This is a genomic window from Amycolatopsis sp. NPDC114503, from assembly GCF_055633655.1.
In genome coordinates, this window is record NZ_JBVKDT010000009.1 from 15,174 (window position 1) to 33,790 (window position 18,617).

Below are 18,617 nucleotides of genomic sequence, written 5' to 3' on the forward strand. Positions count from 1 at the left end.
GGCCGGGTCCGGTTCGACTGGTCAGCCGCCGGCCATGCCGCGGTCGTAGCCCGATCGGCCGCCGCGGACTCCGCCATTCCGCCCGCACGGCGGCGAAACTTCGCATATTCAGGACGAAGCGGCGTTCACAGACATCGGCTGGCGCGCGAAAGCGATCCGCCGAAGCGTTCGGCATTTCTTGGCGAATTGCTCATCGGTGCTTCACCCGCCGGAGAAATCCCGATCGTGCCCGGCAGGCAACCACGCCGGGCCGGAGCGCGCTAAGCCTTGAGGGCGTCGGAATATTCCGGAAGCTGCCAGTCTCCGCCACGGTCTTCTTTGGCGAATCGCGCCGCCAGTTCGGGAATCCGCAGAAAAGCGGCCGCCGCTCCCCCGGCTCGGATGGTTCCGACTCCGAGCTTGCCTCGCGGGAAGCCGAATCGCAGCAGTTTCGGATTGACCTCGCCCTGCACGCGCTCGACGAACGGCCGCAACGTCGCCTGGTACCTCGCGAACGCGGCCGGGAGGTCGCCCGGGCTCTGATTGATCTCCCCGGCCAGAACGTAAGCGCCGGCCAGCGCGGCGGAGGTGCCCATGCCGCTGTAAGGAGAACCGCAGTACCCGGCGTCTCCGACGAGCGCGACCCGGCCTCGCGACCAGGTGCCGGTCCGGACCTGGACGACCTCCTGGGAGTAGAAGAATTCGGTGTCCCGCAGGCCTTCGAGGAACCGCGGGGTCTGCCAGCCCGCATCGCGGAACCGGTCGGCCCAGAACCGTTTCTGCTGCTCGACCGGTTGCCGGTGCACCGCGGTCGCTTCCTCGGAGTTCTCCCACAGCGCGAAATAGACCTGGGTCTGCTCGGGATTGTGACTGCGCCGCATGATCATTCGGCCGCCGGGCGCGTTGTAGGTCTCGCGGATGCTGTCGTCGGTCGCGTCGCGCGGGATGAACCAATACGCCATGTGGATGCCGACCGGCCAGTACGGGCTGGGGTCGCCGGCCGGGAGGATGTCCCGGCGGATGCGCGAGCCCTGCCCGTCAGCGCCGATCAGGATGTCGAAGTCCTCTGACGTGCCATCGGAGAAGTGCGCGCGGACACCATCGCTGTCCTGCTCGAAGCTCTCGACCCCCACCCCGAACACGAAGCGGACGTCGCCCTGGACCGCTTCGTGCAGAACACGCACCAGGTCCCCGCGCATGATCTCGTACTCCGAGGTCATGGTCTGGCGGCCCTTGCCGGAGGTGTTGGCCAGCACGGTGCCCCACCGGCGGCCCCGTCCGTCCACGAACGCCACCCCCGGCTCGTCGACCCGGATGCCGCGCACCGCGTCGAGCAGCCCCATCCGGTCGATCGCCTCGATGCCCTGCCCGCGCAGGTCGATCTGCGCGCCCGCGGCCCGCAGCTCCGGATGGCGTTCGACGACCGTGACCTGGTGACCGCTTCTGCCCAGCCAGTAAGCGAGCGCCTGACCAGCGATTCCTCCCCCGCACACCAGGACTTTCCGTGCTTCCGTGCCTGCCATGGTCCTGCCTCCCTTTCAGTGATAGGCGATACGGCGAGCATCATCTATCACCGATAGGTTGTCAATCCCTATCGGTGATAAAGTGCCGGGATGGCGAAGTTGGACCGCGAGACCATCGTCACCGAGGCGCTTGCCCTCCTCGACGAACTCGGACTCGACGAAGTGAGCACCCGGCGGCTGGCGAAACGGCTGGGGGTCGAACAGCCCTCGCTCTACTGGCACTTCCCGCGCAAAGCCGCGCTGCTCACCGCGATGGCGGACGCCGCCATGGCAGCCCACGCGACAACTCCCCTGCCCGCGCCGTCGGACGACTGGCGCGACTGGCTCCGGGAGAACTCCCACAGCTTCCGCCGCGCGCTGCTGGCCCATCGCGACGGCGCGCGGCTGCACGCCGGCACCCGCCCCCAAGGCGCGGGGCTCTCCCGGGCCCTCCACAAAGTGGCCTTCCTGACCGCCTCCGGGCTGTCCGAACGGGACGCGCGGACGGCGATGCTCGCCACCAGCCATTTCACCGTCGGGAGCGTGCTGGAGGAACAGGCCGACGCCGCGGAAGCCCCGGAAATCCCCGGACACCCGGGCCCGGACCCGGCGTCCGCGTTCGACGACGGACTGACCCTGATCATCGACGGCCTGGCCCAGCGCGCCCAGTCCGCCGCCGCCCAGCGCGGTTGACCCGCCGGTTTCGGCCCGCGGGGGCGCGTCCGGGATACCATTCGCGGCAGAGGACCGACCTGGGGGCGAAGATCGACGACATGGACTGGGCCGCGCTCACGCGCATGCCCGCGAAGCGCACCGCTTACCGCCGCGAAACCTATTTCCGGGAAGGCGCCCGCGACGTCGCCCGGTTCCTCGGCGACCGGGCCGCGGAAGTCCTGCGCCGGCACGCATTGCTGATGGTCAAACCGGACGGCATCGCCGCGGGCAAGGTGCGCCCGGTGCTCGACTGGCTCCAGCAGCAGGGATTCGCCGTCGAGGCCGTGCAGCGCCCGGCGTTCACCGGGTTGTTGTGGCGGGAGATGTGGCGGTACCAGCTGACGTCGGCCACCGTGGACCGGCTCGCGCTGAACGACCTGATCTACGCCGGCACCGGCCTGCTGTTGTTCCTGCGAGACGAGCAGCCAGGGCCGATGCCCGCGACGACGCGACTGGCCTCGCTGAAAGGCTCAGCCGATCTGGCGCAGCAGAAGCCCGGCACGCTGCGCGCCCTGCTGCGCCAGCACAACCGCAACTTCAGCTACGTCCACGTCGCCGACGAGCCCGCCGATCTGGTCCGGGAACTCGGTCTGCTGCTCGACCCGGCGCAGCGGCGGGAAGCACTGAACGCACTGGCCTCCGGCGAGGCGACCGGTCTCCCGTCGCTCGAAGAAGCACTCGCCGCCGAAGCCGTCGCCGTCCCGCGGACCTTCGACGCCGACCCGGCCGCCGATGCCGTGGCGGACGCGCTCAAGCGGTCCGAGCACGGCAACCAGGCGCTTCAACTGCTGGAACGCCTGCGGCTCGGGGAATCCGTGCCCTGGGTCGAGGTCGCCGAGACCGTCGCCGCAAGCGGAGCCGAGGTCGATCGCTGGGACCTCGCCGCGGTCGGGGCGAGCCTGATCGACTGCGACGAACCCGGCGAGACGAAGCTGATCTCCAACCCGGAACCCGTGCTCTGGGACAAACCCCGGGCACGGCGTCCTTTGTAGACGAACTGGTCAGCCGACGACCGGGCGATCCGCCGCCCGCGCGGTCCATGCCTCCGCCGAAACCGGCGGCAGCAACGCATGCGGCACCGGACGCTCGTTGTGCACGACGAACGACGCCGTCACGATCACGTCCCAGCGGTCGACCTTGTCGAAGGGCACCCACTCGGCCAGCTCGTCCCAGGTGATCCGGTCGCCGACCGCCACGATTTCCCGCAACCGCGCGATCGCGGAATCGCCCGCCGCCGGGGCCAGCCGGCCCAGCGTCGCGTCGATATCCAGGTCGTGCGCGGGGCAATCCGCTTCGATCGCAGCGATTTCGGCCCGCGCCTGTGCCGTGCGATCCTCGGCGAGATGCTCCCGCAGGTCCTCGAGAAACCGGAGCCGCTCCGGACGGTCGAGAAAGATCGCCAGCTCGCGCACGATGTCCGCCGGTTCGTCGCCGACGTGCACGAAATTCAGGATCCGGTTGGGCGGGTTCAGCTTCGTGCGCAGATGATGCGGCAGGCGCCGGGCCGGATCGCCGACGCCCTTCAGTTCGCAGAGCCGGACCGTCGCGGGCAATCCCGCGACCGGACGGACGTCGCGCGCCAGGAACAGCAGCACATCGTTGGCGAGGTAATAGAAAGAGCACAGCTGCAGCCGGTCGACGGTGTAGATGTGCCAGTCGTAGCGCCACACCTCGCGCATCGAATGCCGGGTATAGCCGAAGCGTGTGGTCGCGACCGGCACGAAACCGTTGTCCGCCAAGTACTCCATGGTGAGACCGAGCCTGCGGCCGACCACCGCGTCCGGTTTGACCACCAGCATCGCCAGCCCGTCGAGCACACCGGTCGCGTCGGCGCCGAACACCGAGAGCACGTCCGCCCAGCCCTCGCGGAAGTACAAGTCGTAGCCGAAGACCTCCCGTTTCTCCGGCACGACCGACAACTGCCGCCATTCCCCGGCCGTCGGCATGCCGTCGACCCGGTCCTGCCTGCCCGGCGTCCAGATCATCTGGTCATCGTGCCACAGCGGCGCACTCCGCCGATCCCGTTCGCGGCGGCGGCAAGGCCTGCCCGTCCGGCGCCGCCGGGTATCGTCGACGGCCCGGACGACAGAAGGGGTTGAAGCGTGGCCAGGCAGCGGGTTCCGGTAGTTCTCGTCGCGGGTTTTCTCGGCGCGGGGAAGACCACAATGCTCAACCACCTGCTCGCCAACCGCCAGGGCGCCAAGGTCGGCGTGGTGGTCAACGACTTCGGGCGCGTGAACATCGACGCGCTCGCGGTCGCCGGGCAGGTCGATACGATGGTGTCGCTGGGCAATGGGTGCCTGTGCTGCGCGGTGGACGCCAGCGGGCTGGACGCCATGCTCGGCAAGCTGTCCCGGCCGGAGGCCGGCATCGATGTGATCGTCGTGGAGGCCAGCGGGATCGCCGAGCCGCGGGACCTGCTGCGGTTGATGATCGCCAGCGAGAACCCGGATATTCGCTACGGCGGACTGGTCGAGGTGGTCGACGCGGTGGAGTTCGAGGCCACTCGGGAGCGGCATCCGGAGCTTGCCGAGCACTTGCGGGTGGCCGACCTCGTGGTTCTCAACAAGGTCGACCGGGCTGACGCGGACACGGTGGCCAAGGTGCGTGGCGTGGTCGAGGAGTACGCGCCCGGGGTGCCGGTGGTGCCGACTGAGCGCGGGCGGGTTGATCCGGCGTTGTTTTTCGATGCCCGGCCTCGGGAGAGTTACGGGCAGTTGTCTTTTGACGATCTTCGTGAACATGATCATTCCGAGCATTTGCACGCGCGGTACGAGAGCGTCACGTTCACGTCTGATCGGCCGCTTTCCCCTCGGCGGTTCATGGCATTTCTGGAGAGCCGGCCCGGCGGGTTGTATCGGGTCAAGGGGCAGGTCGATCTCGGGGCGGAGGGAGGCCGGTCTCGGTTCGAGTTGCATACGGTCGGGGCGTTTATGCAGGTGGAGCGGTCCGCGTGGCCTGCTGGGGGACGTCGGACGGAGCTGGTGTTGATCGGGGTCGGGATTGATTCGGCCGGGATGGAGCGGGAGCTTCGGGCGTGCGTGGATGAGGACGCGGGAGCTGATGAGCGGGGGCTTTTGCGCTTTCTTCGATATGTGGACGAGCCCGACGGGGAGTCATCGCGCCACGCCGAAGAAAGCTAAACGCGGCGATTAAGGGAGCGGGAGTCGCAGTATGGCCGGGTAGCTCGAAGCAGCCTCTTTGGAGGACGAGTTCCCATGACGGAGACGATTGCGGCCCGGTGGTATCTGGTCGGCGCGCTGCCGGAGGAGGATCCGGTCGCGCATCTGATGACTCGCGCGGACGATCTTCGGTATCGGCGGTCTGCCTGCGGGGAGCGGGATTCGCGGACTTGGACGCCGGTGGATCTGACCGAGCCGGGGACTGGGCAGGTGACGCCTTGTCCTGGGTGCGTGGCCAGTCTTTCCGGGGCTTCCGTGCAGGCTGGTTCCGAGGAGCAGCTGGCGTTTGATCTGTCGTTGGGGTGAGGGGAACCCTGAGTCCCTCACGGACGTCGGGTCGGCTCGCGGGCTGTGGCGGGTTCCTCGGCAGGGCTTGCGGAAAGGGCCCGCTTTCCCTCAACTGAGCGCACCGGGCGCAACTGTATGGGCGGGTGAAGGGCTTCGGCGATCTTGGGAAGGTCCTCGGGCCGCGCCTTCGCCGCGAGTGTCCTCACCGTGAGCCACTTGCAGAGCGGGCGGACAATGCCGCCGACGACTGTGCCGGTGACGGCGACAATCGCCGTGTACTCAGCGAGGCTCATCGCCACGGTCGCGCTCCCTGCCTGCCTGGCCAGGCAGACGAGAAGACGTCAAGCCCGACCAATGTTTCCATTGGGCAAGCTAAGGTCCGCCACCCTTAGCACGGCTGAACGCGGTGCCTCAACGTCGCGCCCAAACAGGCAGCACGATCACATCGCCGTGCCGCCGACAATACCAGCCCTGTGACGTGCGTCCCACCGATTCACTCCTCGGCAGCCGCCTTCTTCGCCCGGCTCGGCGCGACCCGAGGCGGTTCGTTCGGCATCTTCGGGTACACCGGCGGCCAAGGCGCATCCATCAGCCCACCAGCCATGTCTTCCCGAGACATCTTCAGCAGTGCCTCGATCGACTGCGGCCGCTCATTCGCCCCAGCCCACGGATCGCCGCGCTTCTCCACGAGAGCCGGAACTGTCGAGAGCGTCAGGGCGTCCGGCTCCACCGTCGCCAGTTCGTCCCATGCGATCGGCGTGGAAACCTGGCCGCCGACCCTCGGCCGCACGCACCAAGCCCCGAAAACCGTCTTATGCGGAGCATTCTGATTGAAGTCCACGAAAACCCGCGAACCGCGTTCTTCTTTCCACCATTGCGCGGTGATGAGGTCCGGATGCCGCCGTTCCAAAGCCCGCGCCAAAGCCACTGCGGCCGCTCGCACCTGGTAGCCGTCCCAGCGCGGTTCCAGCATGGAATACAGGTGCAGCCCCCGCGAACCCGAAGTCTTCACATAGACCTCGATTCCCAGCTCGGCAAGGAATTCGCGCACCAGGACCGCTGCCTCGCGCAATTGCGGGAAGCCGACCCCGGGTGACGGGTCCAGGTCGATGCGCAGTTCGTCCGCGATGTCCACCGCAGCCGCGCGGTTCGGCCATACGTGAAAGCCGAGGCAGCCCTGGTTCACCGCCCACAGGACGTGCGCCAAATCCGCGGCCACCAGTGCGTCGCTGGTGGTGCCGTTCGGGGTGGAGACGACAGCTGTGGTCAGCCAGGAAGGGGCATTCTTCGGCGTGCGTTTTTGAAACCACGATTTTCCGCCCGCGCCGTCCGGATAGCGTTCCAGCAGCAACGGACGTCCGCCGAGCCGGTCCAGCAGGGGGCCCGCGACGGCTTGGTAATAGCGCACGAGATCGAGCTTTGTCTCGCCTCGTTCCGAGAAGTAAACCTTGTCGGGGCTGGAAATGGTCAGTTCCACGCCGTCCAGTTCCAGTGTCACGCCGCTCATCGGGCCTCCCCGAACAGATCCGCCAGCTCGGCAGGCGGGGCTTCGTCGAGTTGTGCGTAGGTGCACGAATCCGGAGTTCGGTCCGGGCGGAAGCGGACCAACCGTCCGCCGTGGCGGAAACGGCCGCCCTGGAGGTGTTCATAGCGGACTTCGGCGACTTGTTCCGGGCGCAGCGGTTCCCACGACAGGTCCTTGTCCGGAGCCCATCGGCTGTTCGCGCCTGGACGCCGGACCTCGTCGGCCTGCCATTCCGCCCAGCTGCGCCACGGATGCCCTTCGAGCGCGTTCTCGCGCCACGGAGCCAGCTCCTCCACCAGTTCCCGGCGCCGCGCCGCGGTGAAGCTGCTCGCGACGCCGACGTGGTGCAGCGAACCCTCGTCGTCGTACAGCCCGAGCAGCAGCGAGCCGACGCCCTTGCCGTCCTTGTGCCACCGGAAACCGGCGACGACGCAGTCCGCGGTGCGCTCGTGCTTCACCTTCAGCATGACGCGTTTGTCCTGCTCATACGGAAGATCGGCGGGTTTCGCCATGACCCCGTCGAAGCCCGCGCCCTCGAACCGGGTGAACCAGTCCTGCGCGGTGTCCGGATCGGTGGTGAGCGGGGTCAGGTGCACCCGCTGCAAGCCGCTCGAGGGCGCGAAAATCCCCTCCAGCGCGCGCCGCCGCTCGGCGAACGGCTTCTCGGTCAGGTCCTGCTCCCCCAGCGCGAGCAGGTCGAACGCCACGAAGCTGGCGGGAGTCTCCTCCGCCAGCTTCCGGACGCGGCTGGCCGCAGGATGCAGCCGCAGCTGCAGCGCCCCGAAGTCCAAGCCGCGCGGCGTGACCAGCACGATCTCGCCGTCGACGACGCATTTGCCCGGCAGCGCGTCCCGCAGCAGGTCGACCAGCTCCGGAAAGTACCGGGTGAGCGGCCGGTCGTTGCGCGAGCCGAGTTCGACCTCGTCGCCGTCGCGGAACACCACGCAGCGGAAACCGTCCCACTTCGGCTCGTACCAGAACCCGCCGTCGCGCGGCACCTCGTGCACGGCTTTGGCGAGCATCGGCCGCACCGGCGGCATCAGAGGTAGCTCCACCTGCGCGATCCTAAGCGGAACAGACGCTGACCTGCACCTTTTTACCAGCGCGCCAGGACCAGCCCGCCCCGCGGCTTAGGCGTGAAGTAGGTGGCCTTCCGCGGCATCCGCCGTCCCGCCGCGTGCACCGCCTGCACGGTCTCGAACGGCACCGGGGCCAGTTGCACCACCGCGTCCGCGTCCGGCGGAACCGGGCTGCCCGGCAGCAGCGGGCGCACGTGCGGGCCGTCCGGGTCGAGGCCGAGCGCCGAGCCGAGGAGCGTCTGTTCCACCACCTCGTGGTCGATCACCAGCGGATCCGATCCCGGCAACCGCACCCGCAGCACGCGCGATCCGGCCAGCACCACGACTGTGCCGGGGCAGGACGGCGGAGCCGGGTCATCCGGCCAGGCCACCTCCAGCCCGGCCTCCTGCCAAGCGGCGAACAGGCTCTCGGCAGAGTGCCCGGTCCCGAGGAGCACGCGGTTGATCGCCCGGATCTCCAGCTGCGAACCCGCCGTGATCAACGCCAGCAGCTGCCCGCTCCCGGCTGCCGCCGCGACTCGGTGATTCCCGTCCGCCACCAGCAGATCGGTCGCCGACGCGGCCTCCAGCAGCCGTTCCTGCATCTCGCCGGGACCCACCACCCACAGGTCGTGCGGCAGGCCCGCCCTGTCCACAGTGGACATATCCGGATCCGCGGAACTCGCCGCTTCCTTGACCGCCGCGGTCAGGTCCGCGCCGTCGCCGACCGGCACGAGGAGCGCGGCGCTCGTCGCGCAGCCGAGGCCGTCCAGCACGGCCGCGCGTTCGGCGACCACCTCCGGATAGACCTCCTCGGTGTGCTTCACGTGCGCGTCGCCCGAGGTCAGCTCCCGGACGTCGACCACGCACAGCACGCCCGCGATGGTTTCGCCGATCCGGTAGGCCGCGACGAACCCGGTTTCCGGCCGGTAATGCCCGGTCAGCAGCCGTTCGAGCGTCGCCCGCGCCTCCGGCAGCGCGGCCTCGACGTCCAGCCCGGCCGCCAGCGCCGCCGGCGTCCGCGCCGGATGCTGCGCGGCCAGCAGCGTGTCCCCTTCCGCCGCCGCGAGTGCCCTGGTCACCGCCTCGGGTTCAGCGAACTCGTCGACATCCGGTCCCGGCACCGCGCCCTGAACGACCCAGCCCCGGCCGATCGGCCGCACCCATCTGTCCATCCCTCCATGATGGCGGTCAGGCGGACCCCCGGGCACCGATCGATCGGCTGGGGAATGCTTGCCGGGGCGAAGGAGTTTATTCCCGGCATGGGTAGCACGAGCAGTCCGCCCGCGGCGAAACGCGCCGCCGTGGGCCTTCGTTCCGAGCGGGGACCCGTCCTCGCCGCCGTCATGCTGAGCACCGGCCTCGTGGCCCTCGACAGCACCATCATCGCCACCGCGGTCCCCTCGGTGGTCCGCGACCTCGGCGGGTTTTCCCAGTTCCCGTGGCTGTTCTCGATCTACCTGCTCACCCAGGCGGTCACCGTGCCGCTGTACGGCAAGTTCGCCGACGTCCTCGGCCGTCGCCCGGTGATGTTCTTCGGCATCGCCGCGTTCCTGCTCGGCTCGGTGCTCTGCGGGGTCGCGTGGAGCATGCCTGTGCTCATCGCGGCGCGCGCGGTGCAGGGCATCGGCGCGGGCGCGGTCCAGCCGATCAGCATGACGATGGTCGGCGACCTGTACACGGTCGAGGAGCGGGCCCGGGTGCAGGGCTACCTCGCCGGCGTGTGGGCGGTCGCCTCGGTGATCGGGCCGACGCTCGGCGGCGTGTTCGCGGAATACCTCAGCTGGCGGTGGATCTTCTTCGTCAACCTGCCGCTCGGCGCGCTCGCCGCGTGGATGCTCTACCGCAAGTTCACCGAGCAGGTGAAACGCACGCGGCACAAGGTCGACTACGCCGGCGCGACCCTGCTGACGCTCGGGTGCGCGCTGCTGATCCTGGCCCTGCTGGAAGGCGGGGTCGCGTGGGGCTGGACCTCCGCGCCGAGCCTGGCGATTTTCGCCGTCGCCGTCCTGATGCTGGTCACGTTCGTGCTGGTCGAGCGGCGCGCGGAGGAACCCGTGCTGCCGCTGTGGGTGTTCACCCGGCGCACGCTGATCGGCGGGAACCTGGTCGCCCTCGTGACGGGCGCGGTGCTGCTGGGCTTCAGTTCGTTCCTGCCCACGTACGCCGAAGGCGTGCTCGGCACGGACGCGCTCACCGCGGGCTTCGCGCTGGCCGCGCTCACGATCGGCTGGCCCATTGCCGCGTCGCTGTCCGGGAAGGTCTACCTGCGGATCGGATTCCGCGACACCGCGCTGATCGGCAGCGGATTCCTGCTCGTCGGGACCATTATCGCGACGTTCCTCGGCCTGGACTCGGTGGTCTGGATGGCCGCGGCGGCCGTATTCGTCGTCGGTATCGGGCTCGGGCTGTCGTCGAGCCCGACTGTGGTGGCCGTGCAGTCGACCGTCGGCTGGGAGCGCCGCGGCGTGGTGACCGCGACCAACATGTTCAGCCGCTCGCTGGGCAGCGCGGTCGGTACGGCCATCTTCGGCGCGATCGCCAACGCCACCCTCGCCGGCCGGTTCGCGAACCCGCCCGCCGAGGTCGCCGGGCACCTTCCGGCGAGCGTCGACGCCACCAGCCGCATCCTCACTGGCGCACACGACAATTCACCGGCCACGGCGTACGTGCGCGAATCGCTCGCCGGGGCCACGCACAACGTGTTCCTCGCGATCGTGGCCGTGTCGGTGCTCAGCGTCGTCGCGTTGCTGCTCATGCCCCGCAAGACCGAGCAGCTGACGTTCTAGTTCTGCTAGTTCTGCTAGTTCTGCAATGGCACGAGTTCGCGGACGAAATCGTCGAGGAACTTCCGGTAGTCGCCGGAGTATCCGGGCCGGACCACGAATTTCGTGAGTCCGGCCTCGACGTGCTGCTCGATCATCCCGCGTGCCTCGGCCCAACTGGTGGGCACGAGTTCGGTGGCCGCACGGCCCGGATTGCGCTGCTGTGCCACGGCCCGCAGCCTTTCCGGAATCCCGTGCAGCGCCAGCACCATGCTCAACCCGAAGTGGTCCGATTCGATCTCCCGGTCGGCTTCGGCAGCGGCTTCCTGAATCGCCAGCCGCGCCGCCCGGGACTGCTCCGGCGTGTGAAAACTGCCTAGCCACCCGTCGGACAAGCGGCCCGCGCGGCGCAACGCGGCCGGAGCGGACCCGCCGACCCAGACGTCGAGCCGCTTCGCCGGACGCGGCCCGATCGTCACGCCGTCGACCTGGAAAAACTCGCCGTCGAAGGACACGTTGTCCTGTTCCAGCAGAAGGCGCAGCAACGCGAGCGACTCGTCGAAGACCGCCGCGCGCCGGCCGTCCGGCACCGGGAACAGGGCGCGTTCGGCGGGCTGCGCGGGCATCAGCCCGAACACCGGAAGCACGCGTTTCGGGGCCAACCCGGCCAGCGTGACCAGCTGTTTCGCCACCAGCACCGGGTTCCGTCCGGGAAGGATCGCCACGCCCGTGCCCAGTTTGAGCCGTTCGGTGCGAGCGAGCGCGTGCGTCATGCCGATCAGCGGGTCGACATCCGGCGAATAGAGCACTTCCGACAGCCACAGCGAGTCGACTCCCGCCGCCTCCGTCAGCTCCGCCAAACCGGAGAATTCCGCAGGCCCGGTCCCGAGTCCCGGAGCCACCCCCACCCGGATCTTGTCCACGCTCGCTCCGCTCAGTCGACACGTTTCCTTGAGCAGAACCGGATCCGGGCGCTGGTTCTTCCCGCTAGGCGGTCGCTTCGATCACCCGGCCGAGCGCGGCGTGCAGCGCTTCCAGCTCGGAAACCTCCATGCCGAGCCGCTCCACGACGCGATACGGGATCTTCTCCGCCTCCGCGCGCAGGTTCCGGCCCTTCTCGGTGAGCTCGACGGTCAACTGGCGCTCGTCGGCCCGGCTGCGGCCTCGGGTCACGTACCCGACCGCCTCCAGCCGTTTGAGCAGCGGCGACAGCGTCGCGGGCTCGTGCCGCAACGCCGTGCTGAGGTCCTTGACCGAGCGCGGCGACTGCTCCCACAGCGCCAGCATCACCAGGTACTGCGGATGCGTCAGCCCGTGCGGCTCCAGCAGCGGCCGGTAAATCGCGATCACGCTGCGCGAGGCGACCGACAGCGCGAAGCACACCTGCCGGTCGAGCTTCAGCGGGTCCTCGCCAAGGTCGATCTCGGCCACTCGTCCTCCTCGTGCTCGAGCCCACCCTAGCGCGGGCTGCACCACACTAATAGTTAGTGTACTAATCATTAGGGTACTCTGGTCGCAGACCCCGAGGAGGGACGATGACCGAACGGCCCGGCGTTCTCCGCTGGTTCTGGTATGCGGTGAGCGGGCGGCTCCCCGAGCGCTACCAGGACTGGCTGCTGCACGACGCGACGTCCAAGCACTGGAAGGCGCGCCACGTCCTGCGCGCGTCGGTGGGCATCGCGCCGTTGTGCCTGGTCTGGCTGCTGCTGCCGGCACCGCTCGGACTGCGGCTGGCGATCGTGCTGATGGCCGCGCTGGTGTCGTACTTCTACTCGTGCGCCTACATGGAGGAGAGCATCGACCACCGGTTGTCCCGCAACGGTTTTCCGCCCGGAACCGGCAAGCGGATCCGGCGTGAGAAGGCCGCCGAGGCCAATGCCGAGGCGACCGCCCGGTACATCGCGGCCTACCGGCGCGACCCCGCCGACTAGACTCGGGAGCCGATGAGACGCAAGCGCCCGGCCCCGATCCCGCCCCGGCACGGCCTTGACCCGGCACGGCTGCGGCTGCCCGACGAGGGCCCGTGGACGACGCTGCTGGAGCACCTGGTCGAACGCCTGCCGCGGGTCGCTCCCGCGCGGATCGAGGAAATGCTGCACGAGCAGCGCATCCACGGCGAGGACGGTCCATTGGGGATCGACGCGGCGTACGTCCCCGGTTCGTTCATCTGGTTCCACCGCGATCTGCCGGACGAGGTCCCGGTGCCGTTCGACGTCACCGTCCTGCACCGCGACGAGCACCTGCTGGTGGTCGACAAACCGCACTTCCTGGCGACGATCCCGCGCGGACGGCACGTGTTGGAAACCGCTTTGGTGCGGCTGCGTCGTTCACTGGATCTGCCCGCGCTGTCCCCCGCGCACCGGCTCGACCGCGTGACGGCGGGCGTGGTGATGTTCGTGATCACGCCGTCCGCGCGGGGCGCGTACCAGACGATGTTCCGCGATCGGTTGGTGCACAAGGAATACGAGGCGATCGCGCCGTACGATCCGGCCTTGGAGCTGCCGCGGACTGTGCACAGCAGGATCATCAAGGAACGCGGCGTGCTGGCCGCGCAGGAGATTCCCGGGCCGCCGAATGCGGAGTCCACAGTGGAGCTTCTGGAGCACCGGGACGGACTTGGCCGCTATCGCCTCACCCCCGCCACCGGTCGCACGCACCAGTTGCGGGTCCACATGTGTTCCTTGGGCGTCCCCATCCTCGGCGACGATTTTTATCCGGAACTGCACGAGAAACCGCTGGACGACTTCACGAAACCCTTGCAGCTGCTGGCGAAAGTGCTGGAATTCGACGATCCGCTGAGCGGGGAGCACCGCCGGTTCACCAGCGCTCGGACGCTCACCGCCTGGGATTCGCTGGACGAATGGGCTAGTTGACAGCTACGGCAAGGAAATGCGCGCTGGCGTTGATCAGCAGCGGATCCTGCTCGACCAGACGGGCGCACCGAAGAGCCGCGTCCACGCGTGCGTCGAATTCCCCGATCCCGGCGACGTCCAGCGCCGGCCAGGCCGGGCCCTCCACCCCGTACACCGAAATCTCCGACAGCCCAGCGGTTTCCAGCTCGCCGCGAAGCTCGTCCGCGGTGTGGAAATGCGCGGGAACGAAACCGACGTGGCCGTCATAGCGTCCGGTATTGAGGACAGCCTCCACCGACGGTATCAACTGCTCGGTGAGCCGACCGTTTGTTCCGGTCTCCATGGCCGAGAGATAACGGCTGATCGCGGCGGCGAACAAAATGCCGCCAGGCCGAAGCACGCGCCGGGTTTCGGCAAGCGCTTGCGCGCGGTCGCCGGATTCGGTCAAGTGGTAGAGCGGGCCCATCAGCAGCACGACATCCGCGCTGTTGTCCGGCCAGGGCAAAGCTCGCGCATCACCGACTTCCGCTGTGACGCCTTCGATCCCGGCCGCCCCTGCGACATGCCCGGCAACCGGATCGACTACGTGCACCGAATGTCCGTCCGCCGCCAGCCATCGGGCGTGCACGCCCGTCGCCCCGCCGACGTCGAGCACCCTCTTTCCAGCCGCGGATATCGCCCTGCGCACCAGTTCCTGCGTGCGCAGGAATTCCAGTCTGCCGTGCGGCGAGCGAACCAGCCGGGTGCTCTCCGTGGTCTCGGTGTCGTAATGCTCAACCAAAGTCATGACCGCTACGGTGACCGAATTCCCCTGCCGCGGCAACGGAAATTCTCGCCGGACGGATGCCCGGCGGCGGAAGGCACCCGTCCGGCGAGAAAGCGATCACCTGGTCCAGAACTTGATTCCGCTCCACTGCACGGTAATCGGCCCGGCCCCGCTCGCCGTCCGATACGACCCGAACTTGTCGTAATAACTGCCCGACGGGCTGTCGTCCGTCTGCTTCAGCGAACCGTTGATGTACACCTTGTGGGAGCTGCCGACCTCGTTGATCGTGTTGACTCGCACCGAAGTCCCGACAGTCGCGCCGGTCGCCACCGTCTGGCCGTTCTCCACCGTGTAGAGCCGGCCGCCCTTCTCCACCGCCAGCAGGAAATACGGCCCGGCGTTCGAACCGTCGCGGAACGTCTGCTTCAGGCTGATCCGCGAGCCGCCCATGCTGGTGATCTTGAAGGAGCCCTCGAACTGGTGCGTGCCGCCGGTGTAGGTGTCGTAGCGGCGCTCGGCCCGCTGCTCGCCGCTGCCGTCGGAGCAGGTCAGCTTGAAGGTGAGCCCGCTGACCTGGCCGCAGCCCTTCTGCTGTTCCTTGTACCCCGGCGACCAGGGTTTCCAGGTGCCGCCGCCGACCTGGGCGTCCGCGACCGGGGCGAGAATCGCCACCCCGCACACCGCCGCCGCCAGTGCTCCGCCGATCCGGGTTCTCGTGCGCACGTGCCAACCTCCGTCGAACTCAGGGCGGCGGTAGCGGTACAGGTCCAGACCACTGGGTGATCACTGTAGGTCCCCGGCCGGTCGCGGACAAGAGCGTCTCCCTTGACGACTTTGTTTGTCACTGCTTGGCTCAGGGGATGCAGGACGTCGAAGTGATCGAGGACCCCGCCGTCGCGGCGGCCGCGCTGGACCCGGTGCGCGCCCGCCTGCTGGCCGCGCTGACCGAACCGGCGTCCGCCGCGGCGCTGGCCGCCAAGGTGGGCCTGACCAGGCAAAAGGTCAACTACCACCTGCGCGCGCTCGCCTCGCACGGCCTGATCGAGCCCGCCGGAACCCGGCAATGGGGCGGCCTCACCGAACGGCTTTTCGCCGCCACCGCCGGCGCCTACCTGGTCTCCCCCGCCGCACTCGGCGCGGCCGGCGCCGCCCGGGTCAAGCCGGACCGCCTGTCGGTGAGCTACCTGCTGGCCGTCGCCGGCCGGACCCTGCGCGAGGTCGCCGGACTGGCGCGGCGCGCGGCCCGTGCGGGCAAACCGCTCTCCACGCTGACCCTGGACACGGAAATCGCCTTCGCGTCGGCCCGCGACCGTGCGGCGTTCACCGACGAGCTGACCACCCTCGTGACCGACCTCGTGTCCCGCTACCACAACGAATCCGCCCCCGACGCGCGCCTGCACCGGCTCGTCGTCACCGCGCATCCCAAGCCCGCCGAGTAGTTCATCCGAACAGGTGTTCGATTGTCGTGTAGTTTGGAGGCATGAGTCAGGCATTTCAGGGCTCGCTGTTCGGTGCGAGCGGGCCGGCCACGCTGGGCCCGCTGTCCGGCGTGCAGCGCACCGAACTGGGGCAGGGAGCGTGGATCGACGTGCTGCCGGGATGGCTCGACGGCTCGGACGAGCTGTACGAGCACCTGGCGGCCGAGGTCCCGTGGCACGCGGAACGCCGGCAGATGTACGACCGGGTGGTCGCCGTCCCGCGGCTGCTGTGCTTCTACCGGGAGCACGCGCCGCTGCCGCATCCCGTCCTGACCGAAGCGCGGGAGGCGCTGTCCGCGCACTACGCGGCTGAACTGGGCGAACCGTTCCGCACGGCCGGGCTCTGCTACTACCGCGACGGCCAGGACAGCGTCGCCTGGCACGGCGACGACCTCGGCCGCGGCCGGACCGAGGACACCATGGTGGCGATCCTGTCCGTCGGCGCGGCCCGGCACCTGGCGCTGCGCCCGAGAGGCGGCGGGGACTCGGTGCGATACCCGTTGGGACACGGGGATTTGATCGTGATGGGCGGGTCCTGTCAGCGGACGTGGGAACACGCGATCCCGAAGACGGCCCGTGCGGTGGGGCCGCGGATCAGCGTGCAGTTCCGGCCGAGAGGGGTGCGATGAGCCCTTTCGAATCGGCTCGGCTGCCGAAGTCTCGGCCGCTGAAGGCTCGGCGGTTGAAGTCTCGTCCGCTGAAGGAAGGAGGCAGGTTGAGCCCTGCCGGGAATGCGGTCCGGCGAGGGGAACCGGCGGCACGTCGAGCGCTGAATCTCTCGCGCCGTGAGGATGCCGTCCTTCGACTGCCTCGTCGCTCACGGCGTTAGCTCGACCGCATTCAGACCTCGTCAGCTCACCGCTGATCCGACCGGGCCATCGGATCGGCCGCCGCCCGCTGGCTCAAGCCGCCGTCCGGGATTCATCCGCCGAATCCGGCGGTCGATCCCGCCGCGCGCCAAGCCCGGGCGCCGCCTGACCGTTCGTCTGCCCGAACCGGCCCGGGAACCCGGGGATTCAGCGTCAGTCCACCAGCACCGGCAGCGAGTCGAGCCCGTACACGATCGACACCTTCCGGAACGCCAGCTCCTCCGGCTGCACCGCCAGCCGCAGGTTCGGGAACCTCCGGACCAGTGCCGGGTACGCCGCTCGCAGCTCCATCCGGCCCAGTTCCGCGCCGATGCACCGGTGGATCCCGTACCCGAAGGCCAGGTGCGAGGACGGCTCCCGGGTCGGGTCGAAGCGGTCCATGTCGCCCTTGCCGAGCACCGGGTCGCGGTCCGCGACCGACAGCGACACCAGCACGATGTCGCCCTCGCTGATGTGCACGCCGGCGACGTCCAGGTCCTGCTTCGCGAACCGCGGGAACGCCATCTGCACCACCGTGAGGTACCGCAGCAGCTCCTCGACGAACCGGTGCACCGAATCGTCGTCGCCCCGGACCGCCTCGAACGCGGCCGGGTCGCGCAGCACCACCAGCGCGCCCAGCGCCAGCATGCTCGCGGTGGTCTCGAGGCCGCCGGTGAGAATGCCGTCCGCGAGGCCGGCCAGCTCACGGTCGTCGATCTCGTCGCCGTGTTCCTTGATCAGCATGCCGAGCAGGCCGTCGCCGGGCTGCTCGCGCTGCTTGCGGACGATCTCGAGCAGGTATCCCAGCGACTCCGAGATCGCGCCCAGCGACGCGCCCGCGCCGCTGAACAGGTCGAACCGTGCCGTGCTCAACCGCTGGAAGTCCGCCCGGTCCTCATAGGACACGCCGAGCAGCTCGCAGATCGTGAGCGACGGAATCGGCAGCGCGAACTGCTCCCACAGGTCCACCGGCCCGTCGGCGGCGGCCATCGCGTCGAGCTGGCCGGCCACGATCTCGTCGATCCGCGGCGTGAGCCGGGAAAGCCGGCGCATCGTGAACTCCGGCGTCAGCAGCTTCCGCAGCCGCGTGTGCACCGGCGGGTCGGCGAAGCCGAGGCCGCCCGGGTTCTGGTCCTCGGTGACGCCCGCGTTGCCGACGAGGTTCGTGAAATCGTTGCTGAACTCCGTGCCCTTCCCGAGGACGGCCTTGGCCTCCTCGTACCCGGTCACGAGCCAGGCGTTCATCCCGAACGGCAGGTCCAGCTTGCTGATCGGCGCCTCGCCGCGCAGCCGGCCGAGGTCCGGCACCGGGTCGAGGCCCTGGCGGCGCAACGGCTCCAGCGCCGAATCCGGCAGCAGCGCCATCTTCTCAAGATCGAAACCGCGCTTCTGCTGGCGGGCGATGTACCGGCGGCCGGCCCAAGCGAGGACGCGCGAACGGAGACTCCCCATGCCGGCGACAGTACCGCAACCACCCCTCGCGCCGGTCCTCGGCGGAGACGCCCGTCACCCTGTGACCAGCGCGGGTCCACAGTGGACTCCCGTCACCCGGCCAGGTGACGGGCTCCGGGAATTGTCGGACCCCCCGGACAGAATGGCCCGCATCGGGATCGGCCAGCGTGACCGGCCGGTCGCAGCCGGTGAAAACACGAGACGGCAT

The 18,617-nt window shown here is 69.1% G+C and carries 20 protein-coding genes; 9 read left to right on the plus strand and 11 right to left on the minus strand.

What is annotated here, in order from left to right; all coding sequences use genetic code 11:
• Nucleotides 1–260 precede the first annotated feature (260 nt).
• Complete coding sequence (locus ACZ7OI_RS33435; protein WP_470268083.1) at nt 261–1,502, minus strand: FAD-dependent oxidoreductase; 1,242 nt, start codon at nt 1,500–1,502, stop codon at nt 261–263.
• Between the two features lie 90 nt (nt 1,503–1,592).
• On the opposite strand from ACZ7OI_RS33435, the gene ACZ7OI_RS33440 reads away from it, so the two are divergent.
• Entirely contained in the window at nt 1,593–2,174 is a 582-nt protein-coding gene (locus ACZ7OI_RS33440; protein ID WP_470268084.1) for a TetR/AcrR family transcriptional regulator C-terminal domain-containing protein, read from the plus strand.
• Nucleotides 2,175–2,254: 80 nt separating this feature from the next.
• Nucleotides 2,255–3,187 carry a nucleoside-diphosphate kinase gene (locus tag ACZ7OI_RS33445; protein WP_470268085.1) on the plus strand — a complete coding sequence of 311 codons (933 nt, stop codon included), beginning with the start codon at nt 2,255–2,257 and terminating at the stop codon, nt 3,185–3,187.
• A gap of 9 nt (nt 3,188–3,196) precedes the next feature.
• On the opposite strand, the gene ACZ7OI_RS33450 is transcribed toward ACZ7OI_RS33445, so the two are convergent.
• The gene (locus ACZ7OI_RS33450; RefSeq protein ID WP_470268086.1) at nt 3,197–4,180 is read right to left on the minus strand and encodes a hypothetical protein; all 984 of its coding nucleotides are present in this window, start codon (nt 4,178–4,180) and stop codon (nt 3,197–3,199) included.
• Between the two features lie 117 nt (nt 4,181–4,297).
• On the opposite strand from ACZ7OI_RS33450, the gene ACZ7OI_RS33455 reads away from it, so the two are divergent.
• Together ACZ7OI_RS33455 and ACZ7OI_RS33460 are read left to right on the plus strand one after the other, a co-directional pair.
• On the plus strand, nt 4,298–5,338 hold the full coding sequence (locus ACZ7OI_RS33455) for a CobW family GTP-binding protein (protein ID WP_470268087.1): 1,041 nt from the start codon (nt 4,298–4,300) through the stop codon (nt 5,336–5,338).
• A gap of 75 nt (nt 5,339–5,413) precedes the next feature.
• Nucleotides 5,414–5,683, plus strand: coding sequence for a hypothetical protein (locus ACZ7OI_RS33460; protein WP_470268088.1), 270 nt, complete (start codon nt 5,414–5,416; stop codon nt 5,681–5,683).
• A 17-nt stretch (nt 5,684–5,700) separates the two neighbouring features.
• Here the strand turns inward: ACZ7OI_RS33460 and ACZ7OI_RS33465 are convergent, their stop codons facing one another.
• From ACZ7OI_RS33465 to ACZ7OI_RS33480, 4 genes are all read right to left on the minus strand, one after another.
• The gene (locus tag ACZ7OI_RS33465) at nt 5,701–5,964 is read right to left on the minus strand and encodes a hypothetical protein (protein WP_470268089.1); all 264 of its coding nucleotides are present in this window, start codon (nt 5,962–5,964) and stop codon (nt 5,701–5,703) included.
• 194 nt (nt 5,965–6,158) lie between these two features.
• On the minus strand, nt 6,159–7,172 hold the full coding sequence (gene ligD, locus ACZ7OI_RS33470) for a non-homologous end-joining DNA ligase (RefSeq protein WP_470268090.1): 1,014 nt from the start codon (nt 7,170–7,172) through the stop codon (nt 6,159–6,161).
• Nucleotides 7,169–8,245: an ATP-dependent DNA ligase gene (locus tag ACZ7OI_RS33475; protein WP_470268091.1), complete on the minus strand. Its 1,077-nt coding sequence runs from the start codon at nt 8,243–8,245 to the stop codon at nt 7,169–7,171. The genes ligD and ACZ7OI_RS33475 overlap by 4 nt, the downstream gene beginning before the upstream one ends.
• A 41-nt stretch (nt 8,246–8,286) precedes the next feature.
• Complete coding sequence (locus ACZ7OI_RS33480; RefSeq protein ID WP_470268092.1) at nt 8,287–9,423, minus strand: DUF1015 family protein; 1,137 nt, start codon at nt 9,421–9,423, stop codon at nt 8,287–8,289.
• A gap of 87 nt (nt 9,424–9,510) precedes the next feature.
• Between ACZ7OI_RS33480 and ACZ7OI_RS33485 the strand changes: the two genes are divergently transcribed.
• Nucleotides 9,511–11,037, plus strand: a complete 1,527-nt coding sequence (locus ACZ7OI_RS33485) for an MDR family MFS transporter (protein ID WP_470268093.1) — start codon at nt 9,511–9,513, stop codon at nt 11,035–11,037.
• A 14-nt stretch (nt 11,038–11,051) separates the two neighbouring features.
• Here the strand turns inward: ACZ7OI_RS33485 and ACZ7OI_RS33490 are convergent, their stop codons facing one another.
• Nucleotides 11,052–11,936: a TIGR03854 family LLM class F420-dependent oxidoreductase gene (locus ACZ7OI_RS33490; RefSeq protein WP_470268094.1), complete on the minus strand. Its 885-nt coding sequence runs from the start codon at nt 11,934–11,936 to the stop codon at nt 11,052–11,054.
• 64 nt (nt 11,937–12,000) lie between these two features.
• Nucleotides 12,001–12,444 carry a MarR family winged helix-turn-helix transcriptional regulator gene (locus ACZ7OI_RS33495; protein ID WP_116203003.1) on the minus strand — a complete coding sequence of 148 codons (444 nt, stop codon included), beginning with the start codon at nt 12,442–12,444 and terminating at the stop codon, nt 12,001–12,003.
• A 104-nt stretch (nt 12,445–12,548) separates the two neighbouring features.
• Here ACZ7OI_RS33495 and ACZ7OI_RS33500 point away from each other — a divergent pair, with 104 nt between their 5' ends.
• Nucleotides 12,549–12,944: a DUF5313 domain-containing protein gene (locus ACZ7OI_RS33500; RefSeq protein ID WP_470268095.1), complete on the plus strand. Its 396-nt coding sequence runs from the start codon at nt 12,549–12,551 to the stop codon at nt 12,942–12,944.
• A gap of 12 nt (nt 12,945–12,956) precedes the next feature.
• The gene (locus tag ACZ7OI_RS33505; RefSeq protein WP_470268096.1) at nt 12,957–13,886 is read left to right on the plus strand and encodes an RluA family pseudouridine synthase; all 930 of its coding nucleotides are present in this window, start codon (nt 12,957–12,959) and stop codon (nt 13,884–13,886) included.
• On the opposite strand, the gene ACZ7OI_RS33510 is transcribed toward ACZ7OI_RS33505, so the two are convergent.
• Nucleotides 13,879–14,652, minus strand: a complete 774-nt coding sequence (locus ACZ7OI_RS33510; protein ID WP_470268097.1) for a class I SAM-dependent methyltransferase — start codon at nt 14,650–14,652, stop codon at nt 13,879–13,881. The two genes, ACZ7OI_RS33505 and ACZ7OI_RS33510, sit on opposite strands and share 8 nt — an antisense overlap.
• A 96-nt stretch (nt 14,653–14,748) precedes the next feature.
• Nucleotides 14,749–15,354 (minus strand): hypothetical protein, encoded by a 606-nt coding sequence (locus ACZ7OI_RS33515; protein ID WP_470234065.1) that lies wholly within the window; start codon nt 15,352–15,354, stop codon nt 14,749–14,751.
• A 137-nt stretch (nt 15,355–15,491) separates the two neighbouring features.
• On the opposite strand from ACZ7OI_RS33515, the gene ACZ7OI_RS33520 reads away from it, so the two are divergent.
• Together ACZ7OI_RS33520 and ACZ7OI_RS33525 are read left to right on the plus strand one after the other, a co-directional pair.
• Entirely contained in the window at nt 15,492–16,070 is a 579-nt protein-coding gene (locus tag ACZ7OI_RS33520) for a helix-turn-helix domain-containing protein (RefSeq protein ID WP_470268098.1), read from the plus strand.
• Nucleotides 16,071–16,111: 41 nt separating this feature from the next.
• Nucleotides 16,112–16,738 carry an alpha-ketoglutarate-dependent dioxygenase AlkB gene (locus tag ACZ7OI_RS33525; RefSeq protein ID WP_470268099.1) on the plus strand — a complete coding sequence of 209 codons (627 nt, stop codon included), beginning with the start codon at nt 16,112–16,114 and terminating at the stop codon, nt 16,736–16,738.
• Nucleotides 16,739–17,131: 393 nt separating this feature from the next.
• On the opposite strand, the gene ACZ7OI_RS33530 is transcribed toward ACZ7OI_RS33525, so the two are convergent.
• Complete coding sequence (locus tag ACZ7OI_RS33530) at nt 17,132–18,409, minus strand: cytochrome P450 (protein ID WP_344278238.1); 1,278 nt, start codon at nt 18,407–18,409, stop codon at nt 17,132–17,134.
• Nucleotides 18,410–18,617 lie beyond the last annotated feature (208 nt).